Below are 22,577 nucleotides of genomic sequence, written 5' to 3' on the forward strand. Positions count from 1 at the left end.
GGTCGGGGTCCGGGAGCCGGACGGGGCGAGCGTGCTCAGCTGTGCTCTCGCCCGCCGCCGAAGGCGATCAGGATGCCGACCGCGATCAGGAGCAGCAGCAACGTGCCGGCGCCCACGACCCAGTGGTTCACCCCGCCCCAGGTCTCCTGGACCGTGATCATCGGGGCCTGCCGCAGCATCATGGACCGAACTCTAGCGGGAGGCGGGAGTGCTCAGCGCACGTGGCCGTCGCCGGTCACGACGTACTTCGTCGTGGTCATCTCGGTCAGCCCCATCGGGCCGCGGGCGTGCAGCTTCTGGGTGCTGATGCCGATCTCCGCGCCGAACCCGAACTCGCCGCCGTCGGTGAACCGCGTGCTCGCGTTGACCAGGACGGCCGCGGCGTCGACCTCGGCCGCGAACCTCCGCGCCGACCCGAGGTCGCTGGTCACGATGGCCTCGGTGTGGCCGCTGGACCAGCGGCTCACGTGCTCGATGGCGGCGTCGAGGTCGGGCACGACGGCGGCGCTGATCTCGAGGTCGAGGTACTCCGTCGCCCAGTCCTCGTCGGTGGCGGGCACCACGCCGTCGTACGCCGTGAACGCGGCGTCGCCGTGGATCGTCACCCCGGCGTCCTGCAGCGCCGCCACGACGGTCGGCACGAACTCGTCGGCCACGTCGGCGTGCACGAGCAGCGACTCCGCGGCGTTGCACACGCTGGTCCGGTCGGTCTTGGAGTTGAGCACGATGGCCAGCGCCTTCTCCAGGTCGGCCGACGCGTCGACGTAGACGTGGCAGTTGCCCACTCCGGTCTCGATGACGGGCACCGTCGACTCCTCGACGACCGAGCGGATCAGCCCCGCTCCCCCGCGCGGGATGAGCACGTCGACCAGGCCGCGAGCGCGCATCAGGGCCTTCACGCCCTCGTGGCTGTCGCCGGGCGCGAGTTGCACGACGTCGGCCGGCAGGCCAAAGACCAGGACCGCGTCGCGGATGACGTTGACCAGCGCCGTGTTGCTGCTGCGGGCGCTGGACGAGCCGCGCAGCAGCACGGCGTTGCCGGACTTCAGGCAGATGCCGGCCGCGTCGACGGTGACGTTGGGGCGCGCTTCGTAGATCATCCCGACGACGCCGAACGGCACCCGCAGCTGCCGCAGCTCCAGCCCGTTGGCCAGCGTGTCGCCACGGACCACCTCGCCGACGGGATCGGGCAGCGCGACCAGCTGGCGGAGCCCGTCGGCCATGGCCTGGATCCGCGCGCCGTCGAGGCGCAGCCGGTCGATGACCCCGGACTTGGTGCCGTCGGCCTCCGCGCGCTCGACGTCCTCGGCGTTCGCGGCCAGGATCACCGACTCGTGGGTGGTGAGCGCATCCGCGATCGCCGTCAGCGCTGCGTCCTTCTCGGCGCGGGTCGCCAGCGCCAGCACCCGGGACGCCGCCCGGGCGCGACCCGCCGCCTCGGCCACGTCCTGCTGGATGCTCATGGGTCCAGGGTAGGTGGGCTACGCGGCGCTCTCCCCGGCGTCCACGTCCGCGAGGAAGTCCAGCACGTGCCGGACGACACTCGGGTCCTTGAGGATCCGGCGGTGACCGAGGCCCTCGGTCGTGACCAGGCGGCCGTCCGCCAGGGAGTCCACCAGCCGGCCCGAGCCCTCCCAGGGGGTCTGCCGGTCGCCGCGGTCGTGGACGACGAGGGTGGGCACCGGGTCGACGTGAGCCGCCTGGACGACCGCGTCGAACGCCTCCAGCGGGACCCCGACGAACTGCTCGACCTCGCGGTCGAACGCGCGCCGGGTGCGCTCGCCGAAGCCGAGAGCGCGCTGGAACTGGTCGAACAGGGGCGCGGCTGCAGCCATCGGTGAGATCAGGACCAGGCGGCGGGTGCCGAGCCAGCCGAGGCGGAGGGTGAGGTACGTCGAGATGGCACCCAGCGAGTGGGCGATGACGGCCTCGGCCGGCCCGAACCGCGCGAAGACCGCGTCCAGCGCCTTGCCGAGCTCGACCCCGTGGGTACGGCGCGGGCCGGAGGGCCCCGGGTCGGAGTCGCCGTGCGAGGGACCGTCGAACATCACGACGCGGTACCCGCGGGCGACCAGCGGCTCGACGTACGCCGCCAGCTGGGAGCCGCGCCCGCCCCACCCGTGCACCAGGTAGACGACAGGGCCCTGGCCCCACACCAGGCCGCGGACGGTCGCGCCGAGCGAGACGACCTCGAACGGCTCGCCGCCCGGCGGGACGGGCAGCGGCGCCATGCGGGGAGGTACGGCGAACCAGAGGTCGCGGGCGAACCGGCCGGCCAGGCTCGGGGCCACCACATCGGCGAGGCGGAAGAGGCTGCGACGGGCAGTCACCTGGATACGAACGATCGTGCTTTTCTGCGGACCTGACATGACGCTTCCTTCGGGATGAGGTGGGGTGGGATCTAGCGCGCGGACTCGAGGAGCTGCTCGAACCCGGCGCGGGTGCGCTCGAGGGCGCGGGGGTCGCGGAGCAGCCGGTGCGCGTGGTGGTAGCCGAGCATCAGCCCCTGCAGCGCGAAGGCGAGCTGCTCGGTGTCGAGGTCGGCCCGGAAGTGCCCCTCGGAGACCGCCGTGCCGGCGACCGTGGCGATGAACTCGGTCCAGTCGCGCTGGTGCCGCACGAGCTCGTCCTGCATCGGCCCCGGCTGGTCGTCGTACTCGATCGAGGCCGCCACGAACACGCAGCCGCCGGACAGGCCGTCCTGCTCCCAGTCCAGCCACCGCTCGAACAGCGCACGGACGCGCGGCTCCCCACGGGGCGCCGCCAGTGTCGGCCGGACCACGACGTCGGTGAACCGCTCACGAGCCCACTCCAGCGTCTGGAGCTGGAGCTGCTCCTTGGAGCGGAAGTGGGCGAACAGCCCGCTCTTGCTCATGTCGGTCCGATCGGCGAGCTGGCCGATCGTCAGCGCGTCGAAGCCGACGCGCGACGCGATCTGCAGCGAGGCGTCGAGGATCGACGCCTTCGTCTCCTGGCCCTTGCTCACGCAGCCAGAATAGTACGGTCGTGCTATTTGCGCCAGGGTGGCGCGAGGATCAGCCCTTGCGGTGGTGGATGGCCTCGGTGGCGGCGGGCAGGACGGTGTGGAGGTCGCCGACGACGCCGAGGTCGACGAGCTCGAAGATGGGGGCCTCGTCGTCCTTGTTGATCGCGACGATGGTCTTGGAGGTCTGCATGCCCGCGCGGTGCTGGATGGCGCCGGAGATGCCGGCGGCCACGTACAGCTGGGGGGAGACGGTCTTGCCGGTCTGCCCGACCTGGTAGGAGTGCGGCACCCAGCCGGAGTCCACCGCGGCCCGGGAGGCACCCACCGCGGCACCCAGGGCGTCGGCCAGGGCCTCGATGGGGGCGAACTCCCCGCCGGTCCCGCGGCCGCCGGAGACCACGATGGCGGCCTCGGTCAGCTCGGGACGCCCGGACTTCTCCCGCGGCTGGGAGGCCACGATCTGCGCGGTCCTCGCCGCCTCGGAGATCGTCGCGGCGAACTCCTCCACCACACCGGCGCCGGTGTGCTCCTGCGGGGTCGCGGCGTTCGGCTTGACGGTGATGACCGGGGTGCCCTGGGTGACCTTCGCGGTCACCGTGTAGTTCCCGGCGAACACCGACTGCGTCGTGATCCCACCTTCGGCGATGTCGACGGCGTCGGTGATCAGCCCCGAGGACGTCTTGATGGCCAGCCGGGCCGCGACCTCCTTGCCCTCGGGGGAGGACGTGAGGAGCACGGCGGCCGGGCTGGTCTTCTCGACCAGCTGGGCCAACGCCTCGGCCTTCGGGGCCACCAGGAACCCCTTGATGTCGGCGTCGTCGACCACGTAGACCTTCTCCGCGCCGTACCTGGCCAGGTTGTCCTTCACCGCCCCGGCGGCGTCGGCGGTGCCGATGAACACCGCCGACGGCTCCCCCAGCCGCCGGGCCAGGGTCAACAGCTCATAGGTCGGCTTCTTGACCACACCCTCGGCGTGGTCGACCAGCACGAGAACCTCAGACATCACTCAGCTCCTCCAACAACCCGGCTCAGATGAACTTCTTGGCGGCGAGGAACTCGGTCAGCGCGGTCGCGCCCGACCCGTCCTCGTCCCTGACGATCTCCCCGGCCGTGCGCGGCGGACGGGCCTCGGTGCCCTCGACCACCGACCACGCCACACTCAGGCCCACCTGGTCCGCAGACACGTCGAGGTCAACCAGCGAGTAGGTCTGCATCGGCTTCTTCTTCGCCGCCATGATCCCCTTGAACGACGGGTACCGGGCCTCCCCGGACTGGTCGGTCACCGACAACACCAACGGCATCCGCGCCCCGATCACCTCCGTCGCGGTGTCCCCGTCGCGCTTGATGCGCACCTGGTCACCCTGGGTCTCCACCTGCGACGCCAACGTCACCTGCGGCACCCCCAACCGCTCGGCCAACATCGCCGGCAACACCCCCATCGACCCGTCGGTCGAGGCCATCCCACACATCACCAGGTCCGGCACCCCACCACCAGCGGCCTTCCTCACCGCCGCGGCCAACACCAACGACGTCGCGATCGCATCACTACCCGCGATCGCCTCGTCCGAGACATGCACGCCCGCATCCGCACCCATCTGCAACGCCTTGCGCACCGCATCCGCAGCCTTCTCCGGACCCACGGTCACCGCAGTCACCGTCACGTCCTCGGGACTCTCGGCCTTCTCCTTCAACCGCAACGCCTGCTCCACGGCGTACTCGTCCAGCTCCGACAACAACCCGTCCACACCCACCCGATCCACGGTGTAGTCGGACTCGAAATGCCGGTCCGCGGTCGCATCCGGCACATGCTTCACACACACCACGATCCTCATCGCAGGCTCACCGAGACCTGCTTGAGGCGGGTGAGCTCGTCCAGCCCGGGCAAGCCGCCCTCCTTGCCATGGCCCGAGGCGCCGAAGCCGCCTTGCGGGACCTCGGGGCCGAGGACGAAGTAGTCGTTGATCCAGACGCTGCCGAAGTTCAAGGCACGTCCCGCGCGCATGGCGCGACCGCTGTCCTGGGTCCACGCCGACCCGGCCAGGCCGTACGCCGTGTCGTTGGCCATCGCGAACGCCTCCTCCTCCGAGGAGAAGGTCTGCACGGTCGCGACGGGCCCGAACACCTCGCGCTGTACCAGGTCGTCGTCCTGTGCGACTCCCGTCAGCAGCGTCGGGTTGAAGTAGTAGCCGGGTCGGTCGGGCGCATCGCCACCGATCACGACCTCGGTGCCGTCGCGGCGGCCGTCGACGGCCGCCTGTACCTGCGCGCGATGGGCCTCGCTGATGAGCGGGCCGAGCTGCGTGGCCGGGTCGGCGGCGTCGCCGGGCACCCACTCCGCCATCCCCTTCGCGAGCCGGTCGACGAGCTCGTCGTGGAGTCGGGGGTCGACGAGGATCCGGTTGCCGGACATGCACTCCTGGCCGGCGTTGAAGAGGGTCGCGACCACGAGCTTCGGGATGAGGACGTCGAGGTCGGCGTCGTCGAAGACGATCACCGGGGCGTTCCCACCCAGCTCCAGCACGACCCTCTTGAGGTCCTCGCCGGCCTTCGCGGCGATCGCCTTGCCGGCTCGGGTCGAGCCGGTGAACGAGACGAGGTCGATGCCGGCGTGCCCGGCCAACGCGGCGCCGACGCTCGGCCCGCGACCGTGCACGATGTTGAGGACGCCGGGCGGGAGCACCTCGTTGGCGAGCTCGACGAAGCGAGCGGTCGACAGGGGCGTCATCTCGGCCGGCTTGATCACCACCGTGTTGCCGGTGGCGAGCGCCGGGCCGATCTTCCACACCGCCTGCTGGAGCGGGAAGTTCCAGGGCGTGATGGCGCCGACCACTCCGACGGGCTCGCGCCGGACCATGACCGTGTTGTCGGCGACGTACTCGCCGGCCGACAGCGCCGTGCTCGAGCGTCCGGCACCGGCGAAGAACCGAAGGCCGCCGATGATGCCGGGCAGCTCGATGTCGCGGACCGCGGTGATCGGCTTGCCGGCGTCGACGCTCTCCAGCTCGGCCAGCTCGTCGAAGTGCTCGGCGGCGAGCTGGGCGACAGCGTGCAGGGCGTCGGCGCGGGCGCCGGGCGTGGCCCGGGACCACGAGGCGGCCGCCTCGCGGGCCGACCGCACGGCGTCGTCGACCTGGGCGCCGGTCGCCTCCTTGAACGACGCGATGGTCTCGCCGAGCGAGGGGTTCAGCACCTCGAGCTCGGCGTCGCCGTCGCCGGGACTCAGGTCGCCGTGGATCAGGTTGCTGACGGTGTACGTCGTCATCGGATGCTCCTCACAGGAATGGGCCAGTCGTAGGAGAGGGTCGGGCTGCCGAGCTCGTAGTCGGCCTCGGTGCTGTCGAGCAGCCGGCGCTCACGGATGTACGGCAGGGGCCGGCTGGGGTCGGGGCTGTCGATCTCCCGGGCCAGCCGGTGCCCGGAGTAGACGGCCTCGGCGATGAAGCTCGGGGCGTAGCAGTCGCCGATGCGGTGCACGCCGACGATGCCGACCGCCGCGAGCCGCTCCGGCTGGGCGACCTCGCGATCACGCCGATGGCGTGGTTGACGCCGACGGTCACCAGGTCGAAGCCGGCGTCCCGGGCGCGGCACGCGGCGGCGACGTACAGCTGCTGCACGTCGGCGACGTCGTCGCGCCCCATCTCGGCGACCGAGCTGAGGTAGTTGGCGTCGGTGATCGTCTGGGTCGGGCCGAGGTAGGGGTGCCGCGCCTCACCGCTGTTGACGGGAGCACCGCCGTAGAACAGCTCCAGTCCCGCCAGCGAGCCGTGCTCGTGGATGGCGTCGGTCGTCAGTCGGAGGTTGCGGACGTCGCCCTCGTCCCAGAGCCGCACGATCGTCAGGGGGTCTACGTCGGCGTCGACGGACACCGCGGTCGCCTCGACGAACACCGCTCCCCAGCCGCCCTCCGCCTTCACACCCCGGTACGCCGCCTGGAAGCCCGGATGGTCGGAGCCCGCGGCGATGCTGTGCGGCGTCTGCCAGAAGCGGTTGCGCAGCACCTTCGGTCCGAGCCGCACGGGCTCGAACAGGATGTCGTGCTGCGGGGCGCGCGCCATCAGCGGCCGACGATCCGGTCATACGCGGCGCGGTCGGTCGCACCCTCTGTCGAGACGACCAGCACCCGGTCGGTGCCGGTCAGGCCGAGCTGCGACCCGTGCGCCAGCAGGGCGGCGAGGCCGGCCGCGCCGCTCTCGCCGGAGACCACGCCGACGTCCGCCAGTGCCCGCATCGCGTCCTCGGCGTCGTCGTCGGTGACGGCGGCCACGTGCCCCAGTCCGGCGAGGAGGTCGGGCCAGGCGAGCGGGGACGGCGTGCCGCAGTTGAGCCCCGCCATGATCGAGTCGAGGGCGCCGTCGACCTGCACGCACTCTCCGGCGCGGATGCTCTCCAGGACGCACGCGGCCTTGGTCGGCTCGGACCCGATGATGCGTGCGCCGGTGGGGACGAAGCCACGGATCATCGCGGCGGCGAAGGCGCCCACGCCCATCTGGGTGACCACGACCGTGGGCGGCTCCGCGAGCTGCTCGAGGACCTCCTCGACGATGGTGTGGTAGCCGTCGATCACCCAGCCGGGCACGGCGACGTACCCTTCCCACGAGGTGTCGGAGATGACCACGTGGTCCCCCGACGACTCGTCGGCCAGCGCCGCCGAGGCCGCGACGGCCTCGTCGTAGGTGCCGTCGACGACCGTGACCGACGCGCCCTCTCCGCGGATCGCCTCGATCCGTTCGGCGACCATGTCCTGCGGCACGAGGATGTGGGCCGACTGACCGAGCAGGCGGGCCATCCGGGCCACCGCGCGGCCGTGGTTGCCGTCGGTGGCGGCCACCAGGGTCAGTGTGTGGTCGTCGAGCAGCTCGGCGAGGGCAGGCAGGCCCTTCACGTCGTCCACGTCGAGCCCCAGCCGGTCGACGAGGGTGCGGTACGTCGCCCACGAGGCGCCCAGGATCTTGAACGAGGGCATCCCCAGCCGCGAGCTCTCGTCCTTGACGTGCACGGAGGCGACGCCGAGCCGCCGGGCTAGTGCGGGCGCGTCGACGAGCGGAGTCGGCTCGTAGTCGGGCAGCGAGCGGTGGAAGGCGCGGATGCCGTCGGCAGCCCCCGGTCGCACCAGGGCCGGGTCCGCGTGGGGGTTGGCGAACACGATCGATTCGGTGGTCATGGGGCCTCTCCGGCGAGCAGCGCGGTCAGGATGGCGACGTACCCGCGCGCCCCGAGGCGCAGGTCGTCGAGGTCGATGTGCTCGTCGACCTTGTGCGCCTGGTCCTCGTGACCAGGGCCGTAGCCGATGGTCGGGATGCCGAGGCGGCCGGCGGTCGCCGAGCCGTTGGTGCAGAAGCGGTAGTGAGTGACGACGGCGTCGAGGCCCGCCTCGCCGAGTCCGGCGACGGCGCGCGCGACGACCGGGTCGTCGTGCGAGAACAGCCAGGCAGGAGCGAACTTCGTGGTCTCCACGACGGTGCCGGAGTAGTTCGTGTGCCGGTGCGCGACGACCTCGACGGTCCCGGTGGCGCCCCACGCAGCGGTGACCCGGTCGACCACCTCGCGGATCGGCCCGAGGACGTCGTCCTGCGACTCGCCGACCAGGGTGCGGCGGTCGAACGTGGCCCGGCAGCGTTCGGGCACCGTCGAGAGGCTCGGGTACGGCTCGGACTTGAGGTCGATGAGCACCAGGATCCCCTCGCCGAGGGTGCTGTCCACGATGGGCCGGAGCGCGCGGAGCCCGGTGATCACGTCGGTCATCACCTCGGCGGCGTTGACGCCCTCGCTCGGGTACGCGGAGTGCGAGGAGAGGCCGTGGATCTCGACGGCGACCTCGGCGCGACCCCGCTGTCCGCGCGCAACGCGTCGCTGCGACGGCTCGCAGATGACGACGTAGTCGGGCTGGACCGCTCCCGCGACCGCGATGGTAGCGGGACCCTCGACCAGCTCCTCGGCGAGCGTGCCGGCGAAGACGAGGGTGCCGCGGTCGGTGGTGCGGATGGCGTCGATCGCCTCGAGCACCGCGGCCATCGGACCCTTCATGTCGACGGCGCCGCGTCCGTAGAGGCGACCGTCGACGACCTCGCCGTACGGCGCCCTGGTCCACTCGCTCGCGTCGACGACCGGCACGGTGTCGAGGTGGCAGTCGACCATCACCGTCGGACCTGGCCCGAGCTCGAGCCGGCCGACCACGTTGCCCATCTCGTCGACGTCGACGGTGAGACCGAGGCGCCGCAGCTCCTCGGCGACCAGCGCCGCGCAGTCGCCCTCCTCGGTCGAGAGGCTGGGCGTGGCGATCAGCCGGAGGGCCAGCTGGGTCAGCGGATCCACTTCTGCTCCTTCTCCGCGCGTGCGAGGACGGGGTCGAGGATCCCCGAGGTGATCTCGTCGGCGGCCTCCTCGAGACCCGCCCGGTCGGACTGCTGCCCGTGATAGCCGATGCGGTCGCGGACCCCGGGGGTGAGCAGCCAGGCGCCGGTGATCACCGTGCTGAGGGCCTGGAAGGTGGCCGGCCGGGCCTCGTCGAGCGAGCGGAGGTGGTCCCACAGCTGGTCGGCGCCGGGCTCCGACAGCTCGCCGAGCGCGGTCGCGATGTCGTCGAAGGCGTCGGACCGCGCGTCGAGCGCCACGGTCAGCGCGTCCCAGAAGCCGGGCTCGGCGCTGGCGGCAGGCGCTGTGTCGCGAGCCGGGACGAGCACATCGGCGACACGAGCGGCCACGGCGCGCTCGCGATCGGTGAGCTCACGGGGGGCTCTCGCCGCAGCCGGCAGGGAGACGTTCACGCCACCGCCTCCTGGTGCCGGGCGGTCGCCAGCAGGTGCTCGCCGAGACGGTGGGCGAGCGCGACGATGGTGGCAGTGGGGTTCACGGCTCCCCCGGTGACGAAGACGCTGCCGTCCGCGACGTACAGGTTCGGTACGTCGTGCGCGCGGCCGTCGGCGTTCACCACGGAGGTCGCGGGGTCGGTCCCCATCCGCGCCGTGCCGAGCAGGTGCCCGGGCTGGTCGGTCGCGAGCGGCAGGCGCACGGTGCGGACCGCGCCCGCGGCGCGGTGGGCCTCGTCGAGGCGGTCGACGAGGAAGGCCAGCTGCTTCCTGCTGTTCTCGCTGACCCGGTAGCGGACCTTGGGTGCCGCGATGCCGTCGGAGTCGGTCAGCCCGGGGTCCAGGGTGACCTGGTTGGACTCCTCCGGCAGGTCGTCGACCTGGCCGGAGTAGAAGAAGCTGCGCGAGTGCGCGGCCACCACGTCGTGGATCGCCGGACCCCACAGCTGCTCGAACGGCAGGCTGCGGTGGAACTCCACCTGGTTCAGCACCCCGGGGAAGGGATGGGCGCCGAACTTCATGCCGCGGACGAAGTCGTGCTCGGCCCGGGTCTCGTAGAACTCCAACGACACCAGCGCCTCGCCGAGCGGGCCGCGGTGGCTGCCCATCTCGTCGTCGTAGACCCCGAGGACGGCCGCGTTCGGGTGCAGCATCAGGTTCTTGCCCACCAGGCCCGAGGAGTTGGCCAGGCCGTCGGGGAACAACGGCGACGTGGAGGCGAGCAGCAGCCGCGCCGTACCCACGCCGTTGCAGCACACGACGACGGCGCGGGCGCGCTGCTCGTGCTCGACACCGTCGCGGTCGACCCACGCGGCACCACGGGCCCGGCCCTGCGCGTCGACGACGACCTCCCGCACGCGGGCGCCGGTGACCAGGCGGACGCCGGACCTCAGGTTGTGCACCCAGAACGCCAGGTCGGCCGACGCCTTCGACCCCCGCGGACAGCCCCACTCGCAGGTGCCCCAGCGCTCGCACTGCGCGAGCTCGCCGAACCGCGCGCTCGGGATGGCGACGGTGCCGGGCCACCAGTGCCAGCCCAGCGAGTTGAGTCCTCGGGCCGCCGTCAGGCCCAGCGGCCCGAGCGGGTGCGGCGGCAGCGGGTAGTCGAGGCCGTCGGGGTACGCCGGGTTGCCGCCGAGCCCCGCGACGCCGACCAGCCGGTCCGCGGCGTCGTAGTGGTGGGTGAGCTCGGGGTACGACAGCGGCCAGTCCGCCGCGACGCCGTCGACCGAGCGCACCTTCAGGTCGGACGGCAGCAGCCGCGGCCACTGGGCGCCGAAGAAGAGGCTGGAGCCGCCGACCGCGTTGTACATCACCGGCGAGATGTCGGACTCGGACACCTCGACCGGGTAGTCGGCCGGGACGTCGCGCTCGCTGGGGTGGTGGGCCCAGCGCTTCTGGACCAGCAGCTCCCACTCGGGCCGGCCGGTCGGGAAGTCCGAGGACGTCACCCAGTCGCCCTGCTCGAGGCACACGACGTCGAGGCCGCCCTGGCTCAGGACCTGGGCGACCATGCCGCCCGAGGGGCCGGCTCCGATGACCAGGACGTCCGCGACGTCGGGGGTCTGGGTGGGGGTATCCATGACTGGTCAGCCGGCGGCGGCGAGCTCCTTGACGATCGAGTCGATCTCGGAGCGTCGCTCGGGGCTGAGCGGGGCGAGGGGCGAGCGCGGGTCGCCGACGGACTTGCCGAACGCGTCCATGGCGCCCTTCAGGCCGCCGACGTACCCGCCGCTCATCAAGAAGCGGACCACGGGGTAGATGCGGTCCCACGCCGCGCGGGCCGTGGCGATGTCCCCGGCGCGGACCGCATCGTGCACGGCGACGAACGGCTTCGCGGTCACGTTGGTGACGCCGAGGATGCAGCCGACCGCACCCTCGACGAGGGCGGCGAGGTACATGGAGTCCCAGCCGACGAGCGTGCCGTAGACGTCCGCGTAGTCGTGGATGGAGCGGGTCAGCTGGTGCCAGTCCCCGCTGGTGTCCTTGACGTAGCAGATGGTGGGGCTGCCCTCGGCCATCGCGACGACGTCCTCGGGCGTGAGGTTCACGCCGGTGGCGAGCGGGAGGTTGTAGACCACGACCGGGAGCTCGGTCTGGTCGGCGACCGACCGGTAGTAGGTCGTGGTCTCCTCGATCGTGAGGCGGTCCTTGTACGGCGGCAGGAGCAGGAGTCCGGACGCGCCGACCTGCTCCGCGTGCTGGGAGAGCGCGGCCGCCTCCTTGGCGGTCATCGCCCCGGTGTGCGCCACGACGGGCACGCGGTCCGCTGCCTGGTCGACGACGACCTCGACGACCAGGCGTCGCTCGTCGTGGGTGAGCGAGGCGAACTCGCCGGTGGAGCCGACCGGCACCAGGCCGGTGACGCCGTCGGCGACCAGGTCGTCGACCAGCGTGCGCAGCCGGGGCTGGTCGATCTCGCCGGCCGTGTCGAAGGGGGTGGCGACGGCGGCGAGGACGCCGGCGAACGCGGTGTGGTGCGGCATGGGGTCTCCAAGGTTCTCGGACGGGTTCAGGACGCTGTTCAGGACGCGGGGCTGACGGCACTCATCACATGCTTGACCCGCGTGTACTCCTCGATGGCGAGCACCGAGAGGTCGTTGCCGTGGCCGGAGTGCTTGTAGCCGGTGTTGGGCATCTCGACCGCGACCTCGAGGTGGCAGTTCACCCAGACCTTCCCGAAGTCCAGGTCGGCACTGACCCGGAGCACGCGGTCGTGGTTGCTGGTCCAGAGCCCCGCGGCCAGCCCGAAGCGCACGTCGTTCGCGAGGGCGACGGCCTCCTCCTCGCTGCCGAACGGCTGGACGGTGATGACCGGCCCGAAGACCTCCTCCTGCACGATCCGGTCGCGCTGCCGCACACCTGTGACGACCGTGGGTTGGAAGAAGTAGCCGCCCCCGGCCCGGTCGGCCCGACCGCCCGTGCGCACGGTGGCGTGCTCGGGGAGGTCGGCGAAGAAGCTCTCCACCTTCGCAAGGTGCTCGGCACTGTTGAGCGGGCCGTACGTCGCGTCGGTGTCGCTCGGCGGGCCGTACGACGTGGCCTCGGCCGCGCGGACCAGCGCCTCGACGAACTCGTCGTGGATCTCCGCGGCCACCAGCACCCGGCACGCCGCCTCGCAGTCCTGGCCGGCGTTGAGGAAGCCCGCGCCGGCGATGCTGGCCGCCGTCGCCTCGACGTCGACGTCCCCGAACACGAGGACGGGCGCCTTGCCGCCGAGCTCGAGGCTGACCCGCTTGAGGTCGTCGGCCGCGGACGCGGAGACCTCGATGCCGGCCCGCTCGCTGCCGGTCACCGAGATCAGCTGCGGCGTCGGGTGCGCCACCATCAGCCGCCCGGTCTCGCGGGTGCCGGCGATGACGTTGAGGACGCCGGGCGGCAGGACCTCGCCGATGACCTGGGCCGCGAGCAGCGACGTCACGGGGGTCGTGTCCGAGGGCTTGAGGACCACGGTGTTGCCGGCCGCGATGGCCGGGCCGAGCTTCCAGACCGCCATGGCGAGCGGGTAGTTCCACGGCGACACCAGGCCGCACACGCCCACGGGCTCGCGGCGCACCGTCGACTCGAAGCCGGCCAGGTACGAGCCGCCGGCCAGGCCGCGCAGGTCGCGGGCCGCGGCCGCGTAGAACCTGAGGTACTCGACCGTGCCGGGGAACTCGGCGTCGCGGACGAAGGCGACCGGCTTGCCGGTGTTGCGGCACTCCGCCTCCACGAACTCCTCCGCACGCGCGGCCAACGCGTCGGCCACCCGGAACAGCAGCAGGCTGCGCTCGCCCGGCGTGGTGCGGCGCCAGACCGCGAAGGCGCGGGCGGCGGCGTCGAAGGCGGCGTCCACGTCCGCCTGACCGGACAGCGGCGCCTTCACGTAGGCCCGGCCCGTCGACGGGTCGACGATGTCGGTGTAGTCGCCGCTGAGCGGCGCGACGGCTTTGCCGTCGATGAAGTTCTCGAGCAGTTCCATGGGGCGTTCCTCGGGGTCGAAGGGGGTGCTCAGGGGCGAGCGATGGTGAAGAGCGGGTCGCCGAGGGCCGCTTCGTCGATCTCGATGCCGAGGCCGGGCGCTTCGACGTACTCGACGCGTCCCTCGACCAGCCGAGGGCCGCTGGTGTCACCCTCCGGCCGGTAGGAGATCTTCATGTCCTCGCCCATGAAGTAGGCGGTGGCGAGCAGGTGGTTCGGGTCGACCGTGGCGGCGAACTGCGTGAGGGCCGCGGTGGCGAGGTCCGCTCCCTGCGGCTCGTCGGCCAGCACCATCCAGCCCGCGGCGTGGGCGAGGTCGCGGATGCGCGCCGCCTTGGTGAGACCGCCGACGCGGGCCACCTTGAGGTTGATGGCATCGGCGCACCCCGCGCCAATGAGCTCGAGGCAGTCGGCCTCCGTGCGCAGCGACTCGTCGGCCATCAACGGACGAGCCAGCACCGAGCGGATGCGGCGCAGCTCGGCGATCGTGGGGACCGGCTGCTCGAGGTAGGTGTCGACCCCGTCGATCCCGGCCGCGAAGCGCAGGGTCTGCGCGACGGTCCAGCCCTTGTTGGCGTCACTGGTCATGAACGTCGAGTCGGCCGGGATCGCGGCCGCGACCGCTCGCACGCGCGCCGCGTCGGCGACCGGGTCGTCGCCCAGCTTGAGCTGCCAGGCGCGGTAGCCGCGCTCGCTGGCCTCCTCGACCTCGGCGACCATCTCGTCTGCCGAGCCCAGGCTGATGGCCTTGAAGCCCGGCATGCTGCGCGACTTCACGCCGCCGAGGAGCTGGGCGACGGGCCGGCCGAGGAGCTTGCCGCGCAGGTCCCAGAGCGCGATGTCGATGGCAGCCTTGCCGGTCAGGTTGCCGATGACGCGGTCGTCCATGCCGTCGACCAGGACGTTGGCCTCGAAGACGTCGCACGCGAGGACCCAATCCGCGAGCAGCTTGACGGTGGCCTGGGCCGAGGCCGGGAAGCCGTCGAGGTAGTTGCTGCCCAGGGTGCACGCCTCGCCCCAGCCGACCGTGCCGTCCTCGGCGGTCACCTTGACGATCGTGGTGGGGAAGGCCGTGAGGACACGGTCGTGCGACATCACGTAGGTGTCGTGCTGCGTCGGGATGTCGACGGCGAAGCAGGTCAGCTCGCGGACCTTCACGGTGTTCCTCCCATACCGGCCATGATTGTCGACAATCGACTATTTGGCAAGAGGTTGGTCCGCCCGGTGAGCGCCACGGCGGCTCAGTCCTCGAGGGCGGCGCCGGGCGCCTTGTGGACGTGGTGGGCCAGCTCGCTGCGGAAGCGCTCCATGTGGCCCTCCTCGATGAGGCTGGCCAGGTGCTCGTGCGCGGCCGCCAGCTCCTCGAGGTCGTCGTAGGAGCGGTGGTCCACCGAGAGGAACAGCCGCAAGCGCGTCTCCCAGCCCTGCCACTGCTCCGCGAGCAGTGCGTTGCCGGAGTGCTCGTAGAAGAACCGGTGGAAGGCCAGGTGGGCGTCGATCGAGGCCGCCATGTCGCCGCGGTTGGCGGCCTTGCGCAGTGCCTGCACCCGCTCCTGCACCAGTCGGGGCAGCCGGTCACCGAGACCGGCCGCGGTCTGCTCCGCGGCGTACGGCTCCACGAGGTAGCGCAGCACCGCGATCTCCTCGATCGTGCGCGGGCTGACCTGGGACACGAACGCGCCGCGGAAGGCCACCCGCTCGACCAGACCCTCCTCCTCCAGCCGGGAGAAGGCCTCGCGCAGGGGCGCCCGGCTGATGCCGAGGTCGGCGGCGATGTGGGCCTCACGCAGCTGGGAGCCGGGGGCGAACGTGCCGTTGAGGATGGCCTCGCGCAGGACGCGATGCACGCCGTCGGGCGTCGTGCGTTGGTCCAGGGGCCCGAGTCGGGACTGCTCACGGGATTGGTCACGGGATTGGTCACGGGCCTGGTCTGCCCGAGAGGTGCCGACCGCTTCGGTGTCAGTCATGGTCTCCCACCCGTTCGTCGCTGCCAGGCCGGCTGCCTGCCAGATGATGCTGCGGACCTGCGAGGCGAAGCAATCGAGCCGCGGCGTCCCCGGACTGCGCTGCCGCCTCGGCCGAGCCGCCGTACGGCGCCAGGTAGTCGCCCGCGAGGACCACCCGGCCGCCGGACCGCTCGTTCCACTGTTCCAGGTGCGCGACCGACGTCGTGGCGGTCGGGTAGCAGTTGCCCTCGCGCCACTTGTGGACGTGGGTCTCCGCGATGGCCTCGCCGACCTCCGGCAGCACGGCGACGACCTCGTCGAGGAGCTGGCGCTCGATCTCCTGGTCGTCGACGTCCAGCAGTGCGGCGGCGCGGTCTCCCCCGACGTAGCACATCAGGCTGCGTGGAGCGGGCTGCCGGCCGGCGCCCTGGACGACCGGGTTGGAGTGGTGGAAGAGCATGTCGAACGCCGCGCCCGGGGCGGCGATGGCGTAGACGTCGTCCCAGGGCTGCGGCGGGAGACTCGTGGTGAGGATCGACAGACACACGAACGCGCCGTACTCGACGCTCGCCAGGTCGGCGCCGACGTCGGCCGGCAGTCCCGTGACGACCGTCGTGACGCGCGGCGCCGGGATCGCCATCACGACGTGACCGGCGCGAACCTCGTGCGTGTCGCCGTCGCCCGTGCGGTAGCCGACGAGCACGTGGTCGTCGTGCTCGGTGACGGCGATGACCTCCGCTCCCGTCACCGCGTGGTCGCCGAGACGGCGCAGGTAGGCCTCGCCGAGGCGGCCGGAGCCGCCGGCGAGGTTGGCACCGGACCTGCCGCCCGAGGCCCAGAGCGCGCCGAACATGGCCAGCGCTCCGTCCTCGGTCAGCCGCCCGGCCTCGCCGGCCGACCGGCGCGCCGCGGTCTCGAAGATCTGGACGACGCGCGGCGCCGCCTGGCCCAGCGAGTCGCGGAAGGTACGGCGCGACCGCGCGCGCCGACGGGAGCGACGTTGCCGCTCGACGCCGAGCCGGGTCCTGAGCCCGAGGCGCACCAGGTCGAGGCGCTCGCGCGCCGACAGCGGGAGGACGAAGGGGTAGGCCTCGACGCGTCGCGGCCGGTGCAGGGTCCCGTCGAACCACAGCGCGGACCTCACCCCCGGGACCGCGACCATCTCGAGGCCCACGTCGGAGGCCAGCCGCGACAGGGCCGTGCAGCCTCCCGGGAAGACGTGCGCGCCGAAGTTCAGCCACACCTCGCCCCGGTCGGCGGAGTGCAGACGACCGCCGAGACGCCCCCGCTCCTCGAGCAGGAGGAGGTCGAGCCCGGGTACGTCGGCCAGAGCGGACGCCGCCGCGAGGCCGGTCGGTCCCCCACCGACCACGACGACGTCCACCTGGCGGGTGCCGGTCAGGTTCAAGAGGCCAGCCACATGTTCTTGAAGTCGGCGTTGTTGGGGCTGACCCCGGTGATGTAGTCGGAGATGCCGCCGACCTTGGGCGTGTAGGCCTCGATGGTCGGCGAGAACACCGGCACGATGTACCCGCCGCGCTCGTAGTCGATGTGCGCCATCTCCCCGATGATGCGGTTGCGCTCGGTGTCGTCGACGCTCGTGACCGCCTGGTCGTAGAGCTGGGTGTACTCGGGGTCGTCGAAGTGGTTGGCGTTGTAGAAGGAGTTGTCGCCGATCATCAGCTGCGAGGCGTTGGCCAGGAAGCTCTGGTTGGTGCCGTAGTCGGTGCCGAACGGGACCTTCAGGTAGTAGTTGCTGTAGAAGGTGCCCACGTCGTGCTCGTCGACCTGGACGTTGATGCCGGCGCCCTTGGCCGCGGTCGCGAAGACCTGCGCCATGTTGACCTCGCCGGCGGCCGCCGGCGCCGTGGTCAGCTTGATGCTGAGGTCGGAGTACCCCGCGGCCTTGAGCAGCGACTTGGCCTGGTCGAGGTCCTGCTCGCGCTGCGGCAGGTCGCTGGGGAATCCGGCGTCGTACGGGCTGAAGACGTCGTTGCCGACCTTCCCGTAGCCGCCGAAGACCTGGTCGAGCATCTGCTGGCGGTTCGGGATGAGACGGAACGCCTGCCGGACCCGGACGTCGGAGAACGGCTCCGCCTGGCAGTTCATGGTGAACGGCACCCAGTTGCCGGACTCGTTGATCTTCACGTTGTAGCCGCCGCTCTTGAGGGCGGCGACCGAGCCGGCGGACAGCGCGTTGACGATGTCGACCTGGCCGGACTGGAAGGCACTGAGCTGGCTCGACTCGTCGGTGATGTTCTGGATCACGATCTCGTCGAGGTACGGGAGCCCGGACTGCCAGTAGTTCTCGTTGCGGACGAAGGTGCTCTCCTCGCCGGCCGTGAAGCTCTTGAACTTGAAGGGTCCGGTGCCGTCCGGCTTCGCGGGGTCGAAGCCGCGCGGGACCATGTAGAAGTACGGGAACGACAGGTTGTTCATCAAGATGCCGAAGGGCTTGCTGAACACGACCTTGGCCGTCGTGTCGTCGACGGCCTTCGAGGCCTTCATGTCGATCGGTCCCAGGAGGAAGGCTCCGGGGTACTTGTTGTCGAGGATCCGCTGGAAGCTGAAGAGAACGTCCTCGGCCGTGAAGGGCTTGCCGTTGTGGGTGGTCACCCCGGACTGGATGGTGATCGTCCACTCGGTGCCGTCGGCGTTCGGGGTGATCTCCTTGGCGAGCACCATGGTCGGCGTGCCGTCGGCGGCCATCCACACCAGCGGGTCGTAGAGCTGCTGGACCCGCAGCTGGTCCGGCAGGGTCGCCCACGCCTGCGGGTCGAGGGTGTCGGTGGTGCCGCCGCCGGTGCTGCCGACGCGGAGCGTGCCTCCCTTCTTCGGCGCCCCCGAAGCGCCGCCCGAGCTCGGGGAGGAGGAGCTGCCGTCGGAGCCACAGGCCGTCAGCAGGCCTCCGGTCGTCACCACTGCGAGGCCGAGAGAGGTGATCTGGAGGAACTTGCGACGGTTCAGGTCGACGGCTCCAGCCATGTTCAACGGGTTCGGTGGTGCGATCTTCATGGTGTCCTCGTGTTCTTCAGCGGGTTGAGGGCGGTCTCCCGGACGCCGAGCCGCGCGGGCGGGATGGTGCTGGCAACAGGTGCGGGTGGTTCGGGCGGGGCGGCTAGCTGGCGACGGCTTCGGTGCGTCCGAGATCGGGCAGGTCGGCGAGGAGCTTCTGGGTGTAGCTGTGCGAGGGGTCGCTCAGGACGGTCTCGACCGGCCCGTGCTCGACGACCCGGCCGCCCTCGAGCACGACGACGTCCTGGGCGAGGCTGCGCACGACGGCGAGGTTGTGGGTGATGAACAGCAGGGACAGGCCGCGCTCGTGCTGCAGCCGGCGCAGCTGCTCGACGAGCAGGGCCTGCACCGAGACGTCCAGGGCCGAGGTGATCTCGTCGCACACCAGGACCTCCGGCTCGACCGTCAGCGCCCGGCCGACGGCCACGCGCTGACGCTCACCACCCGAGAGCTGGTCCGGCATCCGGTCGGCGTACGCCGTACTCAGGGCCACCTCGGAGAGGACGCTCTCGACGCGGTCGCGGCGGGCCCGACGGTCGAGCCTGGTGAAGTGCCGCAGGGGCTCCTCGATGTTCTGGCCGACCGACATGCGCGGGTTCAGGGAGGCGTAGGGGTTCTGGAAGACGTACTGGATCTGGCGCCGCAGCTCGGTGGACCGGTCCTTGGGCCTGGGGCCGATGGCGACGTCCTCGAAGGTGACGGATCCGTGCCACCGGTCGTGGAGTCCGACCAGGCACCGGGCCAGGGTGGTCTTCCCTGAGCCGGACTCGCCGACCACGGCGGTGCAGCGCCCGGCCCGCAGGTCGATGTCGACCTCGTGCAGGACCTCGCGCGCGCCGTAGTGCGCGACCAGGTTCCTGACTTCGAGCACCGTCCCGCGGTCCGGTACCTGCGGCGCGGCCGGGCGGTCCGCGATCTTGAACGTGCCCCGCTCGACCGGGTGGAAGCAGCGCGCCTCCTGGCCGGCGCCGACCGTCACCAGCTCGGGGAGCGTCGCGCGGCAGTCGGGCTGCACGCGGTGGCACCGGTCGGCGAAGCCGCACCCGGCGGGCCAGGCGCCGGGGCGCGGCGGCCGGCCCTCGATGCCCTCGAGGGTGGTGGCCCGGACGGCGGACGGGGCCGCGGCGATCAGGCCCGCGGTGTAGGGGTGCCGCGGGTCGGCGAACAGCTGCGCGGCGGGGCCGATCTCGGCGAGCCGGCCGGCGTACATGACGGCGACGCGGTCGGCGATCTGGGCGACCACGGCCAGGTCGTGGCTGATGTAGACCGACATCACCTGGTGGCGCGCGGTCAGCTCGCGCACCGTGTCGAGCACCCGGCGCTGGGTCGTGACGTCGAGCCCGGTGGTGGGTTCGTCGAGCACGATGACGCGCGGGCGGGCGGCGAAGGCCATCGCGATCGCGACCCGCTGCTGCTGCCCGCCCGACAGCTGGTGCGGGTAGCGCCCCAGGAGCTCGGGGTCGGCCGGCAGACCGACCTCGGCGAGCACCTCGAGCACGCGGTCGTCGACCGACTGTCCGGCCGGCAGGACGCCCCGGTGCACGGTGAGGGCCTCGCGCAGCTGCCACCCGACCCGGTGACCGGGGTTCAGGCCGGCACCGGGGTCCTGGGGCACGTAGCTGATCAGCGAGCCCCGGGCCTCCCGCAGCTGCCCGGGCGGGAGCGCCAGGACGTCGCGCTCGTCGATCCGCACCTCACCGGCGGCGATCTGCAGACCTCGCCGGGCCAGACCGAGCAGGGCGACCGCGACGGTCGACTTCCCGGAGCCGGACTCGCCGACCATGCCCAGCACCTGGCCGGGACGCAGCTCGAAGGCGACGTCCTCGACGATCGGCGTACGACGCGACTTGCCGACCACGGTCAGGCCGCTGACCCGCAGTCCCGTCGTCGCCGGGGCGACCGCGCCGAGCGTGCTCACGGGGTGGCTCCCATGCCGGAGCCGATGACGGTGTCGTCCGCGCGGTCCTCGCCGAAGGCCGCCCGGGCGAAGGCGTCGGTGAAGAGGTTGGTGCCGATGGCCAGGATCGCCAGCACCAGTGCCGGGGCCACCACGCCCCAGGGGTTGCTCGCCATGCCGAGCCGGTTCTCGTTGATCATCACGCCCCAGGACGGGGTGCCGGGCTGGACGCCGAAGCCCAGGAAGTTCAGGCCCGAGATGATGACGATGGAGAAGCCCAGCCGCAGGCCGGCCTCCACGGCCAGCGGGGTGCTCAGGCTGGGCAGCACGTGGCGGGCGATGACCTGGCGCGGGGGCACGCCCCACAGCGCGACGGCCTGGACGAAGTCGCGCTCGCAGATGTCCTGGGCGCCGGCGTGCACGACCCGGGCGATCTGGGGTGCCTGGGCAATGGCCACCGTGAGGACGAGCAGCCAGGTCGGCGTGCCGAGCACGCTGACCACGAGGAGCACGAACACCAGCTGCGGGAAGGCGAGCAGCACGTCGACGCCGCGCATCAGCGCCGTCTCGGCCCAGCCGCGCCGGTAGGCGGCGGTGACGCCGATGAGCGTGCCGAGGACGAGGGCGAGGCCGGTCGAGAGGACCGCGAGGAGCAGCAGCTTCCGGCCCCCGAGCAGCACCCGTGAGAGGACGTCCTGCCCCAGGCCGTCGGAGCCGAGCGGGTAGCCTGGGCCGCGCGGGCTGGACGGGAGCGCCACGAAGTCCGTGGCCGCGTGCGGGGCCACGAGCGGTCCGAGGAAGGCGAGCGCCAGCACGGCGAGCGCCATGACCAGCCCGATGCGGCCGCGCCACGACCGGAGCGCTCCGCGCAGCGCGCGGCGGATGGCGCCGCGCTCGCGACGATTGCCCCTGCGCCCGGCGTCGACCGCCTCGGTCGTCATCGGGGGAGCCTCCTTCGGGGCGTGACCAGCAGGACGGCGACGTCGGCCAGGATGTTGAGCACCACGTAGCAGGTGGACAACAGCAGGACGAGGGCCTGGATGACCGGCACGTCGCGGGCCGTGATCGCGTCCACCAGGGCCAGTCCGAGGCCGGGGAACTGGAAGACGGTCTCGACCAGGACGATGCCGCCGGCCAGGTAGATGAGGGAGAGCCCGATGACCTGGACGGTCGGCGCCAGCGCGTTGGGCAGTGCGTGGCGGTAGAGCAGCCGCCGGCCGCCGACGCCCTTGAGCCGGGCGACCTCGGCGTAGTCGCTGTCGAGGGCCTCGATGACCGAGCCGCGACACATCCGGAGGATGTACGGCACCACGACGATCGTGAGCGTCAGCACGGGCAGCACCATCTTCGACGGCTCGTCCCAGATGTGCTGGCCGGGAGCCAGCACCGAGATCGCGGGGAACGCGTGCAGGTCGACCGCGAGGAAGAGCACGACGAAGACGCCGACGATGTACTCCGGCATGGCGCTGGCCACGAGGGCGACGATGCCGAGGACGTGGTCGAGGACTCCGTCGCGTCGTGACGCGGTGAGGGCGCCGAGCGCGACACCGAGCGCCGTCGAGACCACGGCGGCGACCAGGACGAGCGCGGCCGAGTTCAGCAGCTTCGGGCCCAGCAGCTCGGTCACCGGCTGCCGGGTCGAGAGGGAGGTGCCGAAGTCGCCGCGGAAGATGCCGGTGAACCAGTGGACGAACCCGGCCCACGCCGACTGGTCCAGCCCGAGCTGCTCGCGGAGGACCTCGAGCCGCTCCGGCGTGGCCTGCTGGCCGAGGATCGCCTGGGCGGCGTCACCGGGCAGGACGAGGGTCGAGGCGTAGACGATCACCGAGACGACCAGCACCGAGAACACGCCCCAGCCGGCACGGTTCAGCAGCAGGGACAGGATCGGGTGCGCTGCCCTGATCCGCTCGGGCTCCCCGGTCGTCGGCGCGGCGGGGCTCTCGAGCTGAGCAGTCACGGCACGCATC

At 71.9% G+C, this 22,577-nt stretch carries 21 protein-coding genes; all 21 read right to left on the reverse strand.

What is annotated here, in order from left to right:
• Window positions 1-35 precede the first annotated feature (35 nt).
• Window positions 36-182 carry a hypothetical protein gene (locus tag ISU07_RS00595; protein ID WP_194704816.1) on the reverse strand — a complete coding sequence of 49 codons (147 nt, stop codon included), beginning with the start codon at window positions 180-182 and terminating at the stop codon, window positions 36-38.
• A 30-nt stretch (window positions 183-212) separates the two neighbouring features.
• Window positions 213-1,463: a glutamate-5-semialdehyde dehydrogenase gene (locus ISU07_RS00600; RefSeq protein WP_194704817.1), complete on the reverse strand. Its 1,251-nt coding sequence runs from the start codon at window positions 1,461-1,463 to the stop codon at window positions 213-215.
• Between the two features lie 18 nt (window positions 1,464-1,481).
• On the reverse strand, window positions 1,482-2,330 hold the full coding sequence (locus tag ISU07_RS00605; protein WP_194704818.1) for an alpha/beta fold hydrolase: 849 nt from the start codon (window positions 2,328-2,330) through the stop codon (window positions 1,482-1,484).
• 71 nt (window positions 2,331-2,401) lie between these two features.
• Window positions 2,402-2,986 (reverse strand): TetR/AcrR family transcriptional regulator, encoded by a 585-nt coding sequence (locus ISU07_RS00610; protein WP_194704819.1) that lies wholly within the window; start codon window positions 2,984-2,986, stop codon window positions 2,402-2,404.
• Between the two features lie 49 nt (window positions 2,987-3,035).
• On the reverse strand, window positions 3,036-3,989 hold the full coding sequence (locus ISU07_RS00615; RefSeq protein WP_194704820.1) for an electron transfer flavoprotein subunit alpha/FixB family protein: 954 nt from the start codon (window positions 3,987-3,989) through the stop codon (window positions 3,036-3,038).
• Between the two features lie 25 nt (window positions 3,990-4,014).
• The gene (locus tag ISU07_RS00620; protein ID WP_323742342.1) at window positions 4,015-4,800 is read right to left on the reverse strand and encodes an electron transfer flavoprotein subunit beta/FixA family protein; all 786 of its coding nucleotides are present in this window, start codon (window positions 4,798-4,800) and stop codon (window positions 4,015-4,017) included.
• A gap of 14 nt (window positions 4,801-4,814) precedes the next feature.
• Window positions 4,815-6,248, reverse strand: coding sequence for an aldehyde dehydrogenase family protein (locus tag ISU07_RS00625; protein ID WP_194704822.1), 1,434 nt, complete (start codon window positions 6,246-6,248; stop codon window positions 4,815-4,817).
• 10 nt (window positions 6,249-6,258) lie between these two features.
• On the reverse strand, window positions 6,259-7,041 hold the full coding sequence (locus ISU07_RS00630) for an oxidoreductase (protein ID WP_194704823.1): 783 nt from the start codon (window positions 7,039-7,041) through the stop codon (window positions 6,259-6,261).
• Window positions 7,041-8,147, reverse strand: a complete 1,107-nt coding sequence (locus ISU07_RS00635; protein WP_194704824.1) for a diaminopropionate ammonia-lyase — start codon at window positions 8,145-8,147, stop codon at window positions 7,041-7,043. Before ISU07_RS00635 ends, ISU07_RS00630 begins: the two co-directional genes overlap by 1 nt.
• The gene (locus ISU07_RS00640) at window positions 8,144-9,298 is read right to left on the reverse strand and encodes a YgeY family selenium metabolism-linked hydrolase (protein WP_194704825.1); all 1,155 of its coding nucleotides are present in this window, start codon (window positions 9,296-9,298) and stop codon (window positions 8,144-8,146) included. The genes ISU07_RS00635 and ISU07_RS00640 overlap by 4 nt, the downstream gene beginning before the upstream one ends.
• Window positions 9,286-9,750: a hypothetical protein gene (locus ISU07_RS00645; RefSeq protein ID WP_194704826.1), complete on the reverse strand. Its 465-nt coding sequence runs from the start codon at window positions 9,748-9,750 to the stop codon at window positions 9,286-9,288. Before ISU07_RS00645 ends, ISU07_RS00640 begins: the two co-directional genes overlap by 13 nt.
• Complete coding sequence (locus tag ISU07_RS00650; protein WP_194704827.1) at window positions 9,747-11,375, reverse strand: GMC family oxidoreductase; 1,629 nt, start codon at window positions 11,373-11,375, stop codon at window positions 9,747-9,749. Before ISU07_RS00650 ends, ISU07_RS00645 begins: the two co-directional genes overlap by 4 nt.
• 6 nt (window positions 11,376-11,381) lie before the next feature.
• Window positions 11,382-12,278: a dihydrodipicolinate synthase family protein gene (locus ISU07_RS00655; RefSeq protein WP_194704828.1), complete on the reverse strand. Its 897-nt coding sequence runs from the start codon at window positions 12,276-12,278 to the stop codon at window positions 11,382-11,384.
• 38 nt (window positions 12,279-12,316) lie between these two features.
• Window positions 12,317-13,753 (reverse strand): aldehyde dehydrogenase family protein, encoded by a 1,437-nt coding sequence (locus ISU07_RS00660; protein WP_194704829.1) that lies wholly within the window; start codon window positions 13,751-13,753, stop codon window positions 12,317-12,319.
• Window positions 13,754-13,782: 29 nt separating this feature from the next.
• Window positions 13,783-14,910 carry a mandelate racemase/muconate lactonizing enzyme family protein gene (locus ISU07_RS00665; RefSeq protein WP_194704830.1) on the reverse strand — a complete coding sequence of 376 codons (1,128 nt, stop codon included), beginning with the start codon at window positions 14,908-14,910 and terminating at the stop codon, window positions 13,783-13,785.
• 83 nt (window positions 14,911-14,993) lie between these two features.
• Window positions 14,994-15,599 carry a GntR family transcriptional regulator gene (locus ISU07_RS00670; RefSeq protein ID WP_323742343.1) on the reverse strand — a complete coding sequence of 202 codons (606 nt, stop codon included), beginning with the start codon at window positions 15,597-15,599 and terminating at the stop codon, window positions 14,994-14,996.
• Window positions 15,600-15,711: 112 nt separating this feature from the next.
• Window positions 15,712-17,106 carry an FAD-dependent oxidoreductase gene (locus ISU07_RS00675; protein WP_194704832.1) on the reverse strand — a complete coding sequence of 465 codons (1,395 nt, stop codon included), beginning with the start codon at window positions 17,104-17,106 and terminating at the stop codon, window positions 15,712-15,714.
• Window positions 17,103-18,713, reverse strand: a complete 1,611-nt coding sequence (locus tag ISU07_RS00680) for an ABC transporter substrate-binding protein (RefSeq protein WP_194704833.1) — start codon at window positions 18,711-18,713, stop codon at window positions 17,103-17,105. The genes ISU07_RS00675 and ISU07_RS00680 overlap by 4 nt, the downstream gene beginning before the upstream one ends.
• 103 nt (window positions 18,714-18,816) lie before the next feature.
• Window positions 18,817-20,631, reverse strand: coding sequence for an ABC transporter ATP-binding protein (locus ISU07_RS00685; protein WP_323742344.1), 1,815 nt, complete (start codon window positions 20,629-20,631; stop codon window positions 18,817-18,819).
• Window positions 20,628-21,551: an ABC transporter permease gene (locus ISU07_RS00690; protein WP_194704834.1), complete on the reverse strand. Its 924-nt coding sequence runs from the start codon at window positions 21,549-21,551 to the stop codon at window positions 20,628-20,630. The genes ISU07_RS00685 and ISU07_RS00690 overlap by 4 nt, the downstream gene beginning before the upstream one ends.
• On the reverse strand, window positions 21,548-22,567 hold the full coding sequence (locus tag ISU07_RS00695; protein ID WP_194704835.1) for an ABC transporter permease: 1,020 nt from the start codon (window positions 22,565-22,567) through the stop codon (window positions 21,548-21,550). Before ISU07_RS00695 ends, ISU07_RS00690 begins: the two co-directional genes overlap by 4 nt.
• Window positions 22,568-22,577: the final 10 nt, after the last annotated feature.

It is taken from the genome of Nocardioides islandensis, from assembly GCF_015352455.1.
In the GTDB taxonomy this organism is placed as follows: Bacteria; Actinomycetota; Actinomycetes; order Propionibacteriales; family Nocardioidaceae; genus Nocardioides; species Nocardioides islandensis.

Coding starts and splice junctions, on each gene's coding strand:
- ISU07_RS00615 (WP_194704820.1), bottom strand. CDS start 3,989: ATGTCTGAGGTTCTCGTGCTGGTCGACCACGCCGAGGGTGTGGTCAAG.
- ISU07_RS00690 (WP_194704834.1), bottom strand. CDS start 21,551: ATGACGACCGAGGCGGTCGACGCCGGGCGCAGGGGCAATCGTCGCGAG.
- ISU07_RS00600 (WP_194704817.1), bottom strand. CDS start 1,463: ATGAGCATCCAGCAGGACGTGGCCGAGGCGGCGGGTCGCGCCCGGGCG.
- ISU07_RS00630 (WP_194704823.1), bottom strand. CDS start 7,041: ATGGCGCGCGCCCCGCAGCACGACATCCTGTTCGAGCCCGTGCGGCTC.
- ISU07_RS00635 (WP_194704824.1), bottom strand. CDS start 8,147: ATGACCACCGAATCGATCGTGTTCGCCAACCCCCACGCGGACCCGGCC.
- ISU07_RS00655 (WP_194704828.1), bottom strand. CDS start 12,278: ATGCCGCACCACACCGCGTTCGCCGGCGTCCTCGCCGCCGTCGCCACC.
- ISU07_RS00595 (WP_194704816.1), bottom strand. CDS start 182: ATGATGCTGCGGCAGGCCCCGATGATCACGGTCCAGGAGACCTGGGGC.
- ISU07_RS00625 (WP_194704822.1), bottom strand. CDS start 6,248: ATGACGACGTACACCGTCAGCAACCTGATCCACGGCGACCTGAGTCCC.
- ISU07_RS00660 (WP_194704829.1), bottom strand. CDS start 13,753: ATGGAACTGCTCGAGAACTTCATCGACGGCAAAGCCGTCGCGCCGCTC.
- ISU07_RS00680 (WP_194704833.1), bottom strand. CDS start 18,713: ATGAAGATCGCACCACCGAACCCGTTGAACATGGCTGGAGCCGTCGAC.
- ISU07_RS00650 (WP_194704827.1), bottom strand. CDS start 11,375: ATGGATACCCCCACCCAGACCCCCGACGTCGCGGACGTCCTGGTCATC.